Origin of the sequence: Devosia sp., assembly GCF_035944845.1 — a bacterium.
GTDB lineage: Bacteria > Pseudomonadota > Alphaproteobacteria > Rhizobiales > Devosiaceae > Devosia_A.
Map to the genome: position 1 here is coordinate 1 of NZ_DASZAW010000112.1, position 14,687 is coordinate 14,687.

The 14,687-nt window shown below is 64.3% G+C and carries 21 protein-coding genes and 1 tRNA gene; 10 read left to right on the top strand and 12 right to left on the bottom strand.

What is annotated here, in order from left to right; genetic code table 11:
* A partial coding sequence (locus VGV07_RS22850; protein ID WP_326871106.1) for an NAD(P)-binding domain-containing protein occupies nucleotides 1-76 on the bottom strand: 76 nt, incomplete at its 3' end.
* Nucleotides 77-263: 187 nt separating this feature from the next.
* Here VGV07_RS22850 and VGV07_RS22855 point away from each other — a divergent pair.
* On the top strand, nucleotides 264-1,043 hold the full coding sequence (locus VGV07_RS22855; RefSeq protein ID WP_414649991.1) for a glucose 1-dehydrogenase: 780 nt from the start codon (nucleotides 264-266) through the stop codon (nucleotides 1,041-1,043).
* Nucleotides 1,012-1,572 (top strand): gluconokinase, encoded by a 561-nt coding sequence (locus tag VGV07_RS22860; RefSeq protein WP_326871054.1) that lies wholly within the window; start codon nucleotides 1,012-1,014, stop codon nucleotides 1,570-1,572. Before VGV07_RS22855 ends, VGV07_RS22860 begins: the two co-directional genes overlap by 32 nt.
* A gap of 213 nt (nucleotides 1,573-1,785) precedes the next feature.
* On the opposite strand, the gene VGV07_RS22865 is transcribed toward VGV07_RS22860, so the two are convergent.
* Nucleotides 1,786-2,385, bottom strand: coding sequence for a methylated-DNA--[protein]-cysteine S-methyltransferase (locus VGV07_RS22865; protein WP_326871055.1), 600 nt, complete (start codon nucleotides 2,383-2,385; stop codon nucleotides 1,786-1,788).
* Nucleotides 2,354-2,917, bottom strand: a complete 564-nt coding sequence (locus VGV07_RS22870) for a TetR/AcrR family transcriptional regulator (protein ID WP_326871056.1) — start codon at nucleotides 2,915-2,917, stop codon at nucleotides 2,354-2,356. The genes VGV07_RS22865 and VGV07_RS22870 overlap by 32 nt, the downstream gene beginning before the upstream one ends.
* A gap of 66 nt (nucleotides 2,918-2,983) precedes the next feature.
* Here VGV07_RS22870 and VGV07_RS22875 point away from each other — a divergent pair, with 66 nt between their 5' ends.
* A complete protein-coding gene (locus tag VGV07_RS22875; protein WP_326871057.1) occupies nucleotides 2,984-3,511 on the top strand; it encodes a dihydrofolate reductase family protein in 528 nt (175 codons plus the stop codon).
* Nucleotides 3,512-3,710: 199 nt separating this feature from the next.
* Here VGV07_RS22875 and VGV07_RS22880 read toward each other — a convergent pair whose 3' ends face one another.
* From VGV07_RS22880 to VGV07_RS22895, 4 genes are all read right to left on the bottom strand, one after another.
* Nucleotides 3,711-4,106: a hypothetical protein gene (locus VGV07_RS22880; protein ID WP_326871058.1), complete on the bottom strand. Its 396-nt coding sequence runs from the start codon at nucleotides 4,104-4,106 to the stop codon at nucleotides 3,711-3,713.
* A 183-nt stretch (nucleotides 4,107-4,289) separates the two neighbouring features.
* Nucleotides 4,290-4,640, bottom strand: a complete 351-nt coding sequence (locus VGV07_RS22885; RefSeq protein ID WP_326871059.1) for a DUF1304 domain-containing protein — start codon at nucleotides 4,638-4,640, stop codon at nucleotides 4,290-4,292.
* Nucleotides 4,641-4,723: 83 nt separating this feature from the next.
* Nucleotides 4,724-4,906: a CsbD family protein gene (locus VGV07_RS22890; RefSeq protein WP_326871060.1), complete on the bottom strand. Its 183-nt coding sequence runs from the start codon at nucleotides 4,904-4,906 to the stop codon at nucleotides 4,724-4,726.
* Nucleotides 4,907-5,004: 98 nt separating this feature from the next.
* Nucleotides 5,005-5,775, bottom strand: coding sequence for a MerR family transcriptional regulator (locus VGV07_RS22895; RefSeq protein WP_326871061.1), 771 nt, complete (start codon nucleotides 5,773-5,775; stop codon nucleotides 5,005-5,007).
* Nucleotides 5,776-5,964: 189 nt separating this feature from the next.
* Between VGV07_RS22895 and VGV07_RS22900 the strand changes: the two genes are divergently transcribed.
* The gene (locus VGV07_RS22900) at nucleotides 5,965-6,327 is read left to right on the top strand and encodes a hypothetical protein (RefSeq protein WP_326871062.1); all 363 of its coding nucleotides are present in this window, start codon (nucleotides 5,965-5,967) and stop codon (nucleotides 6,325-6,327) included.
* Here the strand turns inward: VGV07_RS22900 and VGV07_RS22905 are convergent.
* Together VGV07_RS22905 and VGV07_RS22910 are read right to left on the bottom strand one after the other, a co-directional pair.
* On the bottom strand, nucleotides 6,324-6,803 hold the full coding sequence (locus VGV07_RS22905) for a hypothetical protein (protein ID WP_326871063.1): 480 nt from the start codon (nucleotides 6,801-6,803) through the stop codon (nucleotides 6,324-6,326). The two genes, VGV07_RS22900 and VGV07_RS22905, sit on opposite strands and share 4 nt — an antisense overlap.
* Entirely contained in the window at nucleotides 6,800-7,087 is a 288-nt protein-coding gene (locus VGV07_RS22910; protein WP_326871064.1) for a hypothetical protein, read from the bottom strand. The genes VGV07_RS22905 and VGV07_RS22910 overlap by 4 nt, the downstream gene beginning before the upstream one ends.
* Nucleotides 7,088-7,652: 565 nt before the next feature.
* Between VGV07_RS22910 and VGV07_RS22915 the strand changes: the two genes are divergently transcribed.
* The 3 genes from VGV07_RS22915 to VGV07_RS22925 all read left to right on the top strand — a co-directional run bounded on the left by VGV07_RS22915 (nucleotide 7,653) and on the right by VGV07_RS22925 (nucleotide 10,717).
* Nucleotides 7,653-8,675 carry a hypothetical protein gene (locus VGV07_RS22915; protein ID WP_326871065.1) on the top strand — a complete coding sequence of 341 codons (1,023 nt, stop codon included), beginning with the start codon at nucleotides 7,653-7,655 and terminating at the stop codon, nucleotides 8,673-8,675.
* Between the two features lie 153 nt (nucleotides 8,676-8,828).
* Nucleotides 8,829-10,025 (top strand): YcaO-like family protein, encoded by a 1,197-nt coding sequence (locus VGV07_RS22920; protein WP_326871066.1) that lies wholly within the window; start codon nucleotides 8,829-8,831, stop codon nucleotides 10,023-10,025.
* Nucleotides 10,022-10,717, top strand: coding sequence for a TfuA-like protein (locus VGV07_RS22925; RefSeq protein ID WP_326871067.1), 696 nt, complete (start codon nucleotides 10,022-10,024; stop codon nucleotides 10,715-10,717). Before VGV07_RS22920 ends, VGV07_RS22925 begins: the two co-directional genes overlap by 4 nt.
* Nucleotides 10,718-10,814: 97 nt before the next feature.
* Here the strand turns inward: VGV07_RS22925 and VGV07_RS22930 are convergent.
* Nucleotides 10,815-10,900 (bottom strand) — tRNA-Leu (locus tag VGV07_RS22930).
* Nucleotides 10,901-10,985: 85 nt separating this feature from the next.
* Between VGV07_RS22930 and VGV07_RS22935 the strand changes: the two genes are divergently transcribed.
* Nucleotides 10,986-11,867, top strand: a complete 882-nt coding sequence (locus tag VGV07_RS22935) for an alpha-1,2-fucosyltransferase (RefSeq protein ID WP_326871068.1) — start codon at nucleotides 10,986-10,988, stop codon at nucleotides 11,865-11,867.
* Between the two features lie 101 nt (nucleotides 11,868-11,968).
* The gene (locus tag VGV07_RS22940; RefSeq protein WP_326871069.1) at nucleotides 11,969-12,334 is read left to right on the top strand and encodes a VOC family protein; all 366 of its coding nucleotides are present in this window, start codon (nucleotides 11,969-11,971) and stop codon (nucleotides 12,332-12,334) included.
* 15 nt (nucleotides 12,335-12,349) lie between these two features.
* On the opposite strand, the gene gpt is transcribed toward VGV07_RS22940, so the two are convergent.
* Together gpt and VGV07_RS22950 are read right to left on the bottom strand one after the other, a co-directional pair.
* Nucleotides 12,350-12,874: a xanthine phosphoribosyltransferase gene (gene gpt, locus VGV07_RS22945; RefSeq protein ID WP_414649989.1), complete on the bottom strand. Its 525-nt coding sequence runs from the start codon at nucleotides 12,872-12,874 to the stop codon at nucleotides 12,350-12,352.
* 33 nt (nucleotides 12,875-12,907) lie between these two features.
* Complete coding sequence (locus VGV07_RS22950; protein ID WP_326871071.1) at nucleotides 12,908-13,681, bottom strand: competence/damage-inducible protein A; 774 nt, start codon at nucleotides 13,679-13,681, stop codon at nucleotides 12,908-12,910.
* A 173-nt stretch (nucleotides 13,682-13,854) separates the two neighbouring features.
* Between VGV07_RS22950 and map the strand changes: the two genes are divergently transcribed.
* Nucleotides 13,855-14,685: a type I methionyl aminopeptidase gene (map, locus tag VGV07_RS22955; protein ID WP_055049328.1), complete on the top strand. Its 831-nt coding sequence runs from the start codon at nucleotides 13,855-13,857 to the stop codon at nucleotides 14,683-14,685.
* Nucleotides 14,686-14,687 lie beyond the last annotated feature (2 nt).

A 14,687-nucleotide genomic window follows, 5' to 3' on the forward strand; every position in this document is an offset into this window, starting at 1 on the left:
CGTTCTCGGCGATGTTGAGCGCCAGATTGGAGCCCATTACTGCGAGCCCGATCAGGCCGATATCGGCAGACGCCATCATTATCTCCATTGGGAGTCATTAGGATTTCTTTGCGCGGCTTTTTGGCACGGGCGACGCCCGAATGCCACCCCATCGGCAGCCCGACCTGCCTGCCCTGTGTACGTTCCTCACCGCCGAGGTCGCCCGGTCTTACCAAGCCGCGCATCATCCACTAGTCTCGCGCCGCCTGAACCTGGGAGGGGCACTGACTTTGGACTCGATTTCTCTATTCAATCTGGGCGGCAAGCGCGCCTTGGTCACCGGGTCGAGCCGCGGCATCGGCTTCGGCATTGCTGCAGCACTGGCCGGTGCCGGCGCCGAAATCATCCTCAACGGCCGCGACCCGGCAGCCCTCGGCGAAGCCGCGTCGCGTCTCGCTGATGATGGCGCGCTGAACGTCAAGGCGCTGGCCTTCGACGTCACCAGCGAAGACAGCGTCGAAGACGCCATTGCCCATGCAGAGACCGAGATCGGGCCGATCGACATCCTCGTCAACAATGCCGGCATGCAGCACCGGGCACCGCTCGAAGAATGGCCGCTCGACAAGTTCAGGCAGGTCATCGACACCAACCTGACTTCGGCCTTCATCGTCGGCCGCGCCGTGGCGCGCGGCATGATCGCCCGCAAGTCGGGCAAGATCATCAATATCTGCTCGGTGATGAGCAACCTCGCCCGCCCCTCGATCGCCCCCTATGCGGCGAGCAAGGCGGCGATCGCCAATCTGACACGCGGCATGGCGGTCGATTGGTCCAAGCACGGCCTCAACGTCAACGGCATCGCCCCCGGCTATATCCGCACCGAACTCAACGAGGCGCTGCTCAAGAACCAGGAGTTCAACTCCTGGGTCGAAAAGCGCACGCCCATGGGCCGCTGGGGCGACCCGGCCGAGCTGGGCGGCGCCGCCGTATTCCTCGCTTCCGACGCTTCCACCTTCGTCAACGGACACATCCTCTATGTCGACGGCGCCTTCACTGCCACCGTTTGAGAACGCGCGGATCATCATCGCCATGGGCGTGTCGTCGTCGGGCAAATCAGCCACCGGCGCGGCCATAGCGCGGCGCCTGCATGCGCCGTTCCTCGATGGCGACGGCTACCACCCGCCGGCCAACAAGGAGAAGATGCGCAACGGCATCCCGCTCACCGACGAGGATCGCTGGCCCTGGCTCGAAACGCTGGCCGGCGCGTTGCATGAAGCCGCCGCGCAGAAGGGTGTCGCGGTCGGCGCCTGCTCCTCGCTGAAGCGCGCCTATCGCGATTTCCTCACCGAGAAGGCGGGTGAGCCGATCCTCTTCGTCTTCCTCGACGGCGACATCGACACCATCCGCAAGCGCATCGAAGCCCGCAACCACGAGTTCATGAGCCCAAAACTGCTCGACAGCCAGTTTGCAACGCTCGAACGCCCTGCCCCGGACGAAAACGTGCTGGCGGTGTCGATCGAAGATCCGATCGAAACCGTCGCCACCAAGGTGGTGAAGCAGCTCGGCCACCTGAAGGTGTTCAAGCGGGGCCAGTAGGCCTGCAGCACGCCCTCGCTTTGAACATTTCACGATTGAGTTGCACCGGCTCAGTGTTTGCGCTCGATGCGGCACCTCCCCACGGCGTCATCCCCGCGCAGGCGGGGACCCAGTGGGATCTCTCGGCCTCAGCGAATTCCGCAGCATCCCACTAGGTTTCCGCCGGCGCGGGAATGACGCCGGTGACGGGCTGAGATGCCGTGCTGCATCTGCTCAGAACCCGAACGAGAACTGCCCGGTTGGCGAAGCGGCTTTTTCCAGCGCCAGCATTTCCATCTTGGCCCTGACGCCACCCGGCGAAGAGAAGCCGCCGGTCCGGCCGTCGGCGGCCAGCACCCGGTGACATGGGACGATCAGCGGGATCGGGTTGGCGCCCATGGCGGCGCCCACCGCGCGCGACAGCGCCACGTCGCCGAGCCAGCGGGCGATGGCGCCGTAAGTCGTGGTTTCGCCCCAGGCGAGCCCTCGGATGTGCTCGTAGATGCGTCGGCTGACCTCGGGCACGCGCGACAGGTCGAGCACGACATCGGCGAAATTATCGTTCGTCCCCTCGGCATAGGCGAGGACCCGAGTTGCGATCTCCGGCTGCCCATCGGCAGCCTCGACGCCATCAGCCTGCTCGAGCCGCGCCCGCATTTGCTGAGCCGTATCGCCGGGCAGCAGCACGCGTGATATCCCGGCATCGGTCCAGCCGATCGCCATGGGCCCAAGTGCGGTATCGAGCATGCGGTAGTGCATGGCGGCAATGTAGTAGCGCCGGGCAGCGGAATGAACCCGGAAACTACGAAATTCCGATTGCCGAAAGCCACTCACGCAGCTCGCGCCTCAGCAGGCCGCGCAGCGTCCCCTCGCGAGAGAATCCCCACCACAGCACTGCACCCTGCCATTGGCTGGCCATGAGCCGGCCCAGCAACTCCTGCCGGGCCGGATCAGCGCTGAGACGCCGGCCCAGCGCCTTGGTCATCGCCCGGTTCCAGGCCACGCCACGCTCCCGTAGCACCGGATCGCGAAAATCTTCGCGCAGCAGCAGCAGGCCCTGCGCCGCCTCGTCGCCCGCGCCATAACCGGCCGACAGCCGGACCAGCAGCGCGATCGCTCCCTCCGGATCGACCGGATGGCTGGCATCGGCGCCGGCAACGTTGAGGTCGAGCTGATCCCACATCCACAGCAATGCCGCGCGCAGCAACGCCTCGCGATTGCCGTAGCGCTGCACCAGGGTAGCAGGCGAGAGCCCGGTGGCTGCCGATGCCGAGGCGAAGGTCAGCCCGGCCGGGCCCTCACGCGACACCAGTGCCGCAACGGCCTCAACGACATCCTCATCTGAAATCTTGCGGGGTCTGGACATGGCTTCCAATATAAACGAATGTTTGTTTATAAATGACTTACGTTAGCACCGACAAGGAGAATCGCCATGGCCCGCATCGTTGGCTACATCGCTTCGAGCCTCGACGGCTTCATTGCCGACCCCCAGGAGTCGCTGGCCTGGCTCACCCAGCGCACCGATATGCAGCTGGGCCAGTTCGACTACAACCTGTTCATCAAGCGCATCCGCACCGTGGTGATGGGCCGCGGCACCTATGACTGGCTGGAGCGCGAGAACATCCCTTGGCCATATGGCGAGCAGCGTGTCATCGTCGTGACCTCCCGCCCCTTGCCCGCACCGATCGGCCAGTTAGAAACCCGCACCGACATCGACGCACTGGTCGCCGAACTTCGCGCCCTCGACGATGGCGACGTCTGGATGCTCGGCGGCGGCCAGTTGCAGATGGCCTTCATGGAACGCGGCGCGCTCGACGAGATCGAGATCTACGTCATCTCACACCTGCTCGGGGGCGGGTTCCCGCTGTTTCCGGCCACCGGGTTTGAGAAGAGCCTGAAGCTGCTGTCGTCGAACACGCTCGGCGCCGGCTGCGTGCGACTGCACTACAGCTTCGAGTAAGCGCTGGACGCCAGCAAGGCTCACATGCGTGACTCAGCGCCAGTCGGTGAGCTTGCCACCAGAAAGCGCCCACGCTCGGTGTCATCCCCGCGAAAGCGGGGACCTCTGTTTGCGATCGTGCCGCAGGCAAGAAAACAGAGGTTCCCGCTTTCGCGGGAATGACCCGGTGGGTGGGGCACCGCCATAACAGCGCACCGCCCTAGATCGGCTGGCTCTCCAGCACGATCTCCCACTTGTCGCCGAGCGCAATCTGGATCTCCGAGGCCACAAACGGCAGCAGCGCGTTGAACTCGTTGCGGTCGCGCTCGGAGATCCGCCAGGTCGGGTCGTTTGGGTTGTCCCAGTTGACCTGCCGGTCGTAGAGTTCGTTGAGCCGGGTCAGCCGCCGGATGATATCGTTGGAAAAGCCCCAGAAGCCGATCTCGGTGGCATGGCCGTCAACGAACAACGGGGCCAGCCCATGGCTGACCATGCCGAAATCGACGAGGAACACCACCTGCTTCACTGCGGATCGCGCCCCAGTTTGACGAGGTTCCCACGCCGCTTCCGGCGTCTCGTCCGTCCAAGCGACCGATACTGTCTTGCTTGAGGTCATAGGACCTCCGCCATGTGCCATAAATAGGGCAGCACCGCCCTCGATCGGAGGCGTGGCCTCCGCCGTACCAGATAGCTCACTGTCTATCGCCCCCTCAGTTCCGTCCGCAGGGGCAAGGTTAGCCAGTTCGGCTTGTGTGAGCAATTTATGTCCAGGCGAGTATCCACCTGCTTGTGCAAAAGCTCAGGCCAACCAAACTCCAACTAGTGCGACGACGGCGGGAATTGTCTGTACAAACAATATCTTGCGACTAACGGTGACGGCCCCGAACAGACCGGCGACGGCAACGCAGAGGAGGAAGAAGATCTTGATCGGATCGCCAGCCTCACCCAGCCAGATCCCCCAGATCAGTCCGGCTGCGAGAAAGCCGTTATAGAGTCCCTGATTGGCCGCCAGCGTTTTGGAGTCGGCGGCGAAGGCCGGCGTGGTGCCGAACGCCTTCATGCCCTGCGGCTTGTCCCAAAGGACCATCTCGAGGATGAGGATGTAGATGTGGATCAGGGCAACGATGCCCGTCAGAATGCTGCCGATCATGCCCGCGACTCCGTGCTGGATAAGCGGAGCCTAATGCAAAAGGCCGCCCATTGGGCGGCCTTCGCGCGAGCAGAACGCGGAAGTCAGTGCTTGAGCGCGTCGCGGGCCGCCTGCTTGACCTTGCCGGCAGCCTTCTGCACCGAACCTTCCACCTTGTCGGCGGCGCCGTCGGCCTGCAGCTTGCTGTCGCCTGTGGCCTTGCCGATGGCCTCCTTGACGTTGCCGCGCGCCTGTTTGGCGGCGCCCTTGATCTCGTCCTTGTGCATTTTCCCGGTCTCCCTGGGGGTTAGCGTTCGGGGCGGATAATGCCGGCCAGTTGCCAAACGTTCCGGCCGCCGGACGAATTAATCCGGCGGCCATGATCTTACCCCTGCCGGTTGGCGTAGACCTTCATCGAGCCCGACAGGTACTGGGCGAAGCCCGGTTCGATCGCCTCGAAGCGGGCGATGAAATCCGGGTGCGACAAATAGAGGTCGGCGAGGCCGGCATAGGCCTCGGGCGGGCACGGCTTGCCCCACATCTGCGATACCCAGGCGCGGTGGCGCCCGAGCAGCGGATCGAGGCTGGGCGAGCCCATCGGCACGCCGCGGCGCAGGCCCTCGGCCAGGCCCTGCTCCAGGTCGTGCAGCTCCTGGTTGAGCTCGAGCTTCTCGGTGTCCGACAGGCTTTCGTACTTGCGCTTGCTGAGCGCGATGCGCTCCGGCATGTCGCCGCCATAGTGCTCCACCAGCCAGGCCTCGTACTCGGCCTGCTTGTCGGGCGAGATGCCCTTATACAAATCCGCGTTTCTCATCGCGCGATCTCCTTCAAGACTGGCGATCGTGCGGTCGATCGTCCTGACAAGTTGGGCATAGCGCTTGGCTTCTTCACTCAGCCGCTCGCGCTGCTGGCGCAGTGTTGCGAGCCGATCGAAGTCAGGTGCATCGAGGATGGCGGCAATCTCCGACAGGGGAATGCCGAGTTCCCGGTGCAACAGGATCTGCTGCAGGCGCAGCAGTTCCTCCTGTCCGTAGTGGCGATAGCGGTTCTGCCCGGTGAACGCCGGTTTCAACAGACCAATCTGGTCGTAGTGGTGCAGCGTCCGGACCGATACCCCGGACAGTCTTGCAACCTCTTTGACGGTAAGTGTTTTCATCACGCGCGTTCTCCGCGGGCTTGGGGATAGTCCCTGACGCTACGTGAGGGTCAATATCGATTTGCGCAGAAGCTGCGACGGCTGGCTTTACGTCGCATCAACCAGGCCTCCCGCTATCGACGACAAATGTGGAAACTCGGTATTTCGTTGGCCGTTCCTCCCCGACAGACTGAGTTCCTGCGAGGTGAAATGGCCCAACGGATCGACATACAAGAGTTGCTTATCTGGGCGTTTCGTCACCAGTCGGTAGAGACGGCGACCGCCTCCGACCCTGACGCACTGACGGTATACTGGGCGGTGCTCGCGTTGCCCGTACCGCATGCCACGGTGATCCGCCGCTTTGCTCGCGAGGCGCGCTGCCCCGATTGGCATGCCGCCCACACGCGCTGCGTTTCGCTCGACGGCGTTCGCCGGTCGCGCAGGCTCTACACCGAGTGGGTCCGCGCCCTGGTCGTGCTGCAACGGACCCTTGAAGGCTCGCTTGGCCGCTTCACCGTCACCGGCCCCAGCCTTGACGATCAGCCCTGGCTACGCGAGCGCCTGCGCGCCTAGCGGCACTGCTGCACCAGCCGCGTCAGCGCCGCGGACGAACCGGTGAGCCCGAAACTGTGGACCGGATAGCGGCCGTCCGCATCGACGACATTGAGCCCCTGCCCCGATCTCAGCAGCGCCACCAACGGCCCGTTCGCCGGCACGCTGCCGGCAAACATCCCATCCATTGCCTCGTAGCGCATCGACAGCCGCTGGGTGGAAACGCCGACACTGAAATCGACGTCGTTGACCTCGTCTTCATCCGGCGAGCGCTCGGCTCCCGCCGCAAGATCGTAGCGGATGAAGACCTCGCCAGCCGAGCAGGTCATGAATAGGTAGGCATCGGGCCGGTCGGTGGCACAGGCGGCGACGGTGAACACCAGCCCGCCCTCATCTTCCTGGGCGCCCGCCGTCCAGGTTTCGCAGGCTTCCTCCGCTGCCGCCGGGAGCGTTGTTCCAAGCAGCAATACGGCAACCAGCCAGAGAGCCCGGATCATGGCGCCTCACCGAGATAGCTGACCTCGATTCGCTGGAACAGCGGGCCCTGCTTCATCGTGCCGAGCCATCTGTCGAACTCGGCCACATCCTTGAACCCCGCCTTCCGCGCATCCGCCTCAGTCACCTCGGCCGGCGACATGTCGTCGATCCGGCCGATCTGCAGCAGCCCGACCTTGGTCTTCAGGGTCCCGCCCGGCTTCACCGTCGGCCGGCTCCAGCGCCGGAACTGCAGCGTAATCTCGCCGCGCTTGATCGCCTCCAGCACTTCGAGCTTCAGCAGCATCCGTCACTCCTCAAAAACCGGTGCGGGCGGCGGGACTCGAGATTCAACACCACCCTCATCGAATGCTTGCGGAACCCGGCAGGCGGAAGTCAAGGCCGGCACCATGCAACACAGTCAGCGAGCCTGCTCGACGACATCTGCAGCGAGGGGGTTCGCGTTGGCCGCAATACGGAGGGCAACCAGCATCACGAGCAACTGTCGGAAGCTCGCATCTGCGATGCCGGGAGTTGAAGCGGCTCTACGATGCACCGACGAACGTGCATTACTTCCGAATATCGTCGTCGCAACGCTTCCACGAGCAAGAAATAGCGGTTACCGTCGCCACAGGAGACGGACATTCAATTCAATCGGATTTCCTGATGTGAGAACTGACCTGTCACAGTCCACTGGAACATTTACGGAACGGAAGAACGACACTGTCCCTCGTCTTCTGATTGTTCCGCCGCGCCACAGCTCGCCACTGGTTGACGCGCAAGATCACAGAATTGCCCTCTCTCTGGTCACAGATGTTACGCTCAGCCTGTGCCGGAGCCGCCTCTACGAGGTAATCGCGCCGCACTCGGCAATGAAGCTGACGATTGGCCCAATCTGGGAGGAGATGCTCCCTGCCGACTACGTCGTTCTGACTGACGTGGTTCTTTGCCAGAGAGAACTGCCATTTGCGTTGATGACCATCGACGTGGTCGCCACAGGCCCGGGCCGGCGCATCTATCGCAGCGAAGTCGAGCTGCGCTCGGGTGCGCTGCAAGGCATCCATGACAGTTTCTGTGCAGTACTCGCCGACAAGATCTGCGGCGAAATCGGCGCCTGCGAGTTGCAGCAATACCGACGTACCGGCGCCGCATCGGCATATGTGCACTACCTGATCGCCATGCAACGGCGGGATCGAAACGATCTCAACTCCCTGCTTCGAGCCCAGAAGTCGCTCCAGCGCTCGATCCAGTTGTCGCCGGATTTTGCACCGGCACTGGCGCAACTGGCGCGCACCAAGACACTGGAGTGGCTGGAGCGCGGCAGCGCGGACCGCACGCTGCTGCACGAAGCTCGACATCTGGCGCAGCGCGCCTACAGCTATGAACCGAACGACAGCGCCGGTCTACGCGAGATCGGCCACGCCACCTTGTACCTGCATGACCTCCCCGGCGCCCGCGAGCTTTTCGAAGCCGCCCATGAATTCGCCCCCAACCATGCCGACCTGCTGGTCGACCAGGCAGACGTGCTCACCCACCTGTCCCGGCACGATGAAGCCGAAGCCAAGATCTCGCGGGCGCTTTCCCTCAATCCGCTGGCGCCGGACGATTATTACTGGATCGCCGGAGCCGTCAGCTTTTTCCGGGGCGAGTACCAACAGGCCCTGACGAGATTGTCGGCGATGGAAACCCCGGGGCTGGCGCTGCGCCTGATGGCGGCCTGCGCGGCGATGCTGAACGACAAGCAGGCTGCGGCATCATACCGAGAGCAAGCGTTGGCCCGCGATCCCGGGTTCACGGTTGAGAAGTGGCAGAGCCTCTATCCGGCGCCCAATCCGGACGACACCGCGCACTATCTCAACGCCTTGCATTTGGCTGGGTTCTCGCGCGGCGCGTAAACTCTGTCTTAATTCGATTGTGCGCCTCCTGCTTTGTCATCAGGAGGATTGCAATTGAACACTTCATCTGCTTCGCCGAAGGTCGCCCCGGTTGCCAAGGCCCTGCCGGCTCTGCCCCGAATTCCCAGCCGCAAGTTCTTCCGGCAATAATCGGTGGACGGCGCCGTTTCGACGCCGTCGAGCTGGTTTGAATATGGCGAACGCAGTTCGCCGGCCGTGCAAACGGTCGAGCGGCTGCGGTCGCACCTTGCCTCGCTCGGCATCACCCGGCTGGCGCGCCAGACCGGCCTCGATCGTATAGGCATCCCCTGCTTCTCAGCGATTCGTCCCGCTGGACTGACGCTCAGCGTCAGCCAGGGAAAGGGACGCGACGATGCCGGCGCCATGGCATCGGCGCTGATGGAGGCTGCCGAGTTCGCCATTGCGGAGCGATCGGAGGTCCCTGACCGGCTTGCCACGGCCGATGCCCTTCGGCTGGCCGGCGAGAGCTACTACGATGCGGCCCGCCTCTTGCCACCCGACCGGCCGCTACCCACCGGGGCGCCGATCCGCTGGCTCAAGGGCAGCAGTTGGCCCCACAATGAGCCCCTTTGGATCCCCCGCGACGCCTTGACCATCGGCGAGGAAGCCACCGACCTTCCGGAGGTTGGCCGGAGCACCAACGGCCTCGCGTCCGGCAACACCACCGAGGAAGCGCTGTTTCACGCCATCTGCGAGTTGCTGGAGCGAGACGCGACCTCCTTGTGGTCGCTCCTCTCTGATGCAGCGAGGCTTGCGACCGAGTTCCCCATCGAGGCCGTAAACGACGCTGCAATCCAGGCATTCGGGAAACAGATCCGAGATGCCGATCTCGAGCTGCGGCTGTTCGACCAGACCACCGACCTTGGCGTACCTTGCGTTATGGCGGTGATCAGCGAGCGCGCCTCCGACACCACGAGGTTGTTCGATATTGCCGCCGGCTACGGCTGCCACCCGACGGGCCCCCGAGCGATCGGCCGCGCCATCACCGAAGCGGCTCAAACCAGAATCACCAACATCGCCGGTGGTCGGGACGATTTTCTGCCGGCCGAATACTTCGAGCAGCCGGACGAGTCGGTTGCGTTCCTCGCGCATCGTGGCCCAGGCCAGGCCGCCCCCCCGGCTTGGCTTGCCCCCGACACACCATTGCCTGAACTGCTCCATCATCTGGCGGAGCGCATAGGACCGACCGCTGAGATCGTCTGGAGCGAACTGGGCGGTGACCGCTACGGTATCTCGGTGGTGCGAGCGCTTTCGGCGGTACTCGAGGACCGGGAAACCAACGTCAACTGGTCGCCGGGTCGGCGCGCACTCCGGGTACTCACGCAATGAGGGTGCTGTTCGTCGGCCCGTCGCTCTACGGCGAGACGCCGGATCTGACCGGAATCTCGGTCCGCCCTCCAGCCAGGCAGGGTGACATCGCCCAGGCCGTGCTCGATGGCGCTGAGGCCATCGGCCTGGTCGATGGTTTCTTCGACGCCGTGGCGGCGCCATGGCACAAGGAAATCCTCTTCGCCCTCGGACGTGGGGTGACCATGCTCGGTTCATCCTCGATGGGCGCGCTTCGTGCCGCCGAATGCGCCACGTTCGGCATGCTTCCCATCGGCGAAATCGCGCAGGCCTATGGCAGCGGCGCCCTCGACGATGATGCCGCGGTGGCGATCTCCCACGGCCCGGAAGAACTCGGCTATCCTCCGTTGACCGAGCCGCTGGTCAACGTGAAGCCGACCCTTGCTCGCCTACGCAACCAGCAGCTCATCTCCGAGGGGGAACAGTTGCGCATCTGGGAGCGAGCCTGTCGGCTCTACTTCAAGGACCGCTCGATCGAGGCTCTGCTCCCCGCGGACGAGCGCCCGGAAATTCTTGCCGCCTATCGCGAGCACCGGGTCAACCGCAAGGCCGAGGATGCGCTGTTGCTGGTCGCCGAGCTGAAGACATGTACGACGGCAGGCAACCAGCGTTCCGCAGACCCTCAGCACCCTTCGTTCTTTTCGAAGCACATCCTCCCCGGCATGCTCGGGTAAGACTGGGCGTGTTCAACCGACGAGACGCGGGCCCCGATCGTCGACATTGCCGCCACCCGTTTTGAAAGGCCGTGCCGGATAGTTCCTTGGCATCCAGTGGTGCGGGCGGTGGGACTCGAACCCACACGGGGATACCCCCTCCGGATTTTAAGTCCGGTATGTCTACCATTCCATCACGCCCGCGGACGCTGAGCACTGCCACATCGGTTCGGACACTGACAACCATACAATTTCCGTCCATAGTCGTTCCGAGGCAAAGGGGTGCACTGTGCGCAACGCGCGACCAAACCTGGTCGGGGTCAACATCTATGGCGGCCTCGGAAACCAGATGTTCCAGTATGCCGCCGGGTTGACCCTGTCGGAGCGGCTTGGAGCCGAGCTCTGTTTCGATATCCGCCATTATGAGCGCAAGGATCGTGGCGACCGCCGCCTCGGCCTTCGCGATTTTGGCATCGAGCTGCAATCGGCCCGGGTCCCGCCGTTCAAGATCGGCCGCCGAATCGCCACCGCGCTACGGCTGCTGCCAACCCCCTTTCGCGGTGGCACGCGTCTCGTGAGCGTCGAGGGATTCGACCCAAGGTTCTTGAAACTCACCGCCCCCGCCGCCTTGTCCGGTTTCTTCCAATCCTGGCACTATTTCGAGGGGCACGAGGCTTCGGTTCGCCGGGCCTTCGACATCAAAAGGCTGGCAACGCCGCGCACCGCCGAGCTCGCCGCCGAGCTCGCGGCCGCCAGGAACCCTGTCGCCATCCATATCCGCCGCGGCGACTATACGAACTCGCCCGAAACCGTTGCGTTTTTTGGCCTGCTCCATGCCGAGCACTATTTCGCTGCCAAAGCTGCCCTCGAAGCGAGGGTCGAACGCCCAACCTACTTCCTGTTCAGCGACGATCCGGACATCGCCTTGGCGGAGCTCCAGGGCTGGCAGGGATTGCGGCCGGTGACCGGCTTTTCGGCCTATGAAGACATGCACCTGATGTCATCGTGCCGGCACTTCATCATCGCCAACTCGACCTTCAGCTGGTGGGCCGCATGGCTTGGCGCTGCGCCGGACAAACTGGTGATCGGCCCAAAACAATGGTTCGGGCCGGACTATCCGTATCCGGTCGACCCGACTGATCGCTCACCGCCCGGCTGGCTCATGGTCTGAACCGTCAGCCATCGGGAGCTGGTGCACTCGATAAACCCTGACATCGTCCGTCAGGATCAGTGCACTATCCCTGTCGCTCCAACCTGGCACAGGAGGCCGACATGCAGTTCATCGACCGCTACCCCATCACCGTCACCGAGCAGTTCCTCGCCTGCCGCGACTTCTGGGCCAGGCACCTCAGCTTCTCGGTGGTGTTCGAGAACGAGTGGTTCGTCTACATGCAGGCAGACGGCGCCAGCATTGCCTTCATGTCGCCCAACCACCCGTCGTATCCGCCTGGCCCCGAGGCCTATGCCGCCGGCACCAGCATGGAGCTCGAGGTGAAAGACGCCGCCGCGGCCCTCGAGGAAGTGCGCGCCACCGGCAAGGAGCCCGACTATCCGCTGACCGACGAACCCTTCGGCCAGCGCCGGTTCAGCCTGAAAGACCCCTCGGGCCTCTGGATCAACGTCGTGCAGCAGCTTTAGGCAGAGCGACGGCCCTCAGTCGGTGCCGCCCGAGATCGGCGGCACATAGGCCACATCCAGGTCCCACGGGAAGAAGATCCAGGTATCCTGGCTCACTTCGGTGATGAAGGTGTCGACCATCTCGCGGCCCTTCGGCTTGGCGTAGACGGTGGCGAAGTGGGCGCCGGGCAGCATGTCGCGCACCACGCGCGCCGTGGCTCCGGTATCCACCAGGTCGTCGACGATCAGCAGCTTGCCGCCCGAACGGGCCTTCTCCAGCAATTCCGGGGCGATCGGCTTCAGCACCTTGATGCCGCCCTGGTTCTGGTGGTCGTAGCTCTTCACCGCGACGCTCTCGACCACCCGGATGTTGAGCTCGCGCGCTACGATCGCCGCCGGCACGAGGCCGCCGCGGGTGATCGCCACCAAGGCATCGAACGGGCCCAGCGCCTGCAGCCGCCAGGCCAGTGCGCGGCTGTCGCGGTGAAACTGGTCCCACGTCACCGGGAAGGATTTTTGCGAGGTCTGGTTCAATTGTTTCTCCTGCGGTGGCCTTGCCACCTGTTGTGGAAAAGGCCCGTCAGGGCCGGAAACTCAATAGGCCTCGACATCCGGCGACAGGCCCGCGGCCCGGTGCGCCTCGGCAATCATGTCCCGAACGCGAGCGGCGGCTTCGGCCAGCCGCGCCTCGTTGGGTGAACGCAGCACCAGTTCAGTCATCACGAAGGTCTGCCCCATCTGCGGGTAGCTGCCCATCTTGACGTCGGGGAACTCCAGTTGGATCTGGCCGAGCGGACCGCCAATGGTGCCCTCGCCGACCCGGCAGCGGAGGGTGACCGACTTGATCTTGTCCCCGCCCTTCAGGGTCGGCCGGATCGCCTCGAGCATGGCCAGCATGATCTTGGGCACGCCGGCCATGACGTGCACGTTGCCGATGCGGAAACCCGGCGCCGCACTGACCGAGTTGACGATCAGCGCCCCGCCCTCCGGAATCCGCGCCATGCGCAACCGCGCCTCGTTGATTTCGGTGCCGGTCTGCTGCCAGCGCGCTTCCAGCATGGCGCGCGCCTCGTCGTTGATCGGCAGCTTGACCCCGAACGCCTTGGCAACCGCATCGGCGGTGATATCGTCATGCGTCGGCCCGATACCGCCGGTAGTGAACACATAGGTATAGCGGACGCGCACCGCGTTCACCGCGGCGATGATTTCGTCCTCGACGTCCGAGACCACCCGCACTTCTCGGAGCTCGATGCCGAGCTCGGTGCAGAAATCCGCCGTGGCGCCGATATTCACATCCTTGGTCCGGCCGGACAGGATTTCATCGCCGATGACGACGAGTGCGGCGGTGACGGGTTCGGGCGATGGCATGGCGGCCCCGGGATTTGCGAGGCACAATGCATTGCCTCACCAAAGCCCGAAAGGTCAAGCAATCCGGCATGTCATCGGGCCCGGTGCCCACAGTATTGGCGGAGGGCGGGCAGCGCCAACGAGACTTCCAATCCCGAGCCGGAACGCTTACTTTCGTTGACAACGGAGCCGCCATGATCACCTACGTCGAAGCCGAAACCAAGAGCCGCCGCACTTCCGGGGTCATCCCGCTGCACGGCGAGGCGGGCTTCAACGGCATGCGCAAGGCCGGACGCCTGACCGCCGAAGCCCTCGACTTGCTGGTTGATGCGGTAAAGCCCGGCGTCACCACGGCGGCGCTCGATCGGCTCGCCTACGAGTTTGCCCGCGACCATGACGCGATCCCGGCGACGCTGTTCTACAAGGGCTACCGCCACTCCATCTGCACCTCGATCAACCACGTGGTCTGCCACGGCATCCCCGAGGAGCGGCCGCTGCGCGAAGGCGACATCGTCAATATCGACCTGACGCTGATCGTCGACGGCTGGTACGGCGACAGCTCGCGCATGTATCCGGTGGGCGAGATCAGCCGTAAGGCCGAGCGCCTGATCGACGTCACCTATGCCGGCCTCGCCGCCGGCATAGCGGCGGCCCGAGCCGGCGCCACCACCGGCGATATCGGCGCCGCCATCCAGGCGCTGGCCGAAGCCGAGCGGATGAGCGTGGTGCGCGATTTCGTCGGCCATGGTGTGGGCCAGCTGTTCCACGACGAGCCCAACATCATGCATTTCGGCGTACCGGGCACCGGCGTGCCGCTGAAGCCGGGGATGATCTTCACCATCGAGCCGATGATCAACCTCGGCCGCCCGCACGTAAAAATCCTTGCCGACGGCTGGACCGCCGTGACCCGCGACCGCACGCTCTCGGCCCAGGCCGAGCATTCGATCGGCATCACCGAGACCGGCGTCGAGATCTTCACGCTCTCGCCTCGCGGCCTGTTCAACCCGCTCGACGCCCGCCGCTAGCC

Bases quoted from the DNA above. Each gene is read 5' to 3' on its own strand.
- VGV07_RS22950 (WP_326871071.1), bottom strand. From the start codon at position 13,681: ATGCCATCGCCCGAACCCGTCACCGCCGCACTCGTCGTCATCGGCGAT.
- VGV07_RS22905 (WP_326871063.1), bottom strand. From the start codon at position 6,803: ATGATCCGGGCTCTCTGGCTGGTTGCCGTATTGCTGCTTGGAACAACG.
- VGV07_RS22925 (WP_326871067.1), top strand. From the start codon at position 10,022: ATGAGGGTGCTGTTCGTCGGCCCGTCGCTCTACGGCGAGACGCCGGAT.
- VGV07_RS22860 (WP_326871054.1), top strand. From the start codon at position 1,012: ATGTCGACGGCGCCTTCACTGCCACCGTTTGAGAACGCGCGGATCATC.
- VGV07_RS22915 (WP_326871065.1), top strand. From the start codon at position 7,653: ATGAAGCTGACGATTGGCCCAATCTGGGAGGAGATGCTCCCTGCCGAC.
- VGV07_RS22895 (WP_326871061.1), bottom strand. From the start codon at position 5,775: ATGAAAACACTTACCGTCAAAGAGGTTGCAAGACTGTCCGGGGTATCG.
- VGV07_RS22875 (WP_326871057.1), top strand. From the start codon at position 2,984: ATGGCCCGCATCGTTGGCTACATCGCTTCGAGCCTCGACGGCTTCATT.
- VGV07_RS22910 (WP_326871064.1), bottom strand. From the start codon at position 7,087: ATGCTGCTGAAGCTCGAAGTGCTGGAGGCGATCAAGCGCGGCGAGATT.
- VGV07_RS22900 (WP_326871062.1), top strand. From the start codon at position 5,965: ATGGCCCAACGGATCGACATACAAGAGTTGCTTATCTGGGCGTTTCGT.
- VGV07_RS22940 (WP_326871069.1), top strand. From the start codon at position 11,969: ATGCAGTTCATCGACCGCTACCCCATCACCGTCACCGAGCAGTTCCTC.
- VGV07_RS22890 (WP_326871060.1), bottom strand. From the start codon at position 4,906: ATGCACAAGGACGAGATCAAGGGCGCCGCCAAACAGGCGCGCGGCAAC.
- VGV07_RS22885 (WP_326871059.1), bottom strand. From the start codon at position 4,640: ATGATCGGCAGCATTCTGACGGGCATCGTTGCCCTGATCCACATCTAC.
- VGV07_RS22870 (WP_326871056.1), bottom strand. From the start codon at position 2,917: ATGTCCAGACCCCGCAAGATTTCAGATGAGGATGTCGTTGAGGCCGTT.
- map (WP_055049328.1), top strand. From the start codon at position 13,855: ATGATCACCTACGTCGAAGCCGAAACCAAGAGCCGCCGCACTTCCGGG.
- VGV07_RS22880 (WP_326871058.1), bottom strand. From the start codon at position 4,106: ATGACCTCAAGCAAGACAGTATCGGTCGCTTGGACGGACGAGACGCCG.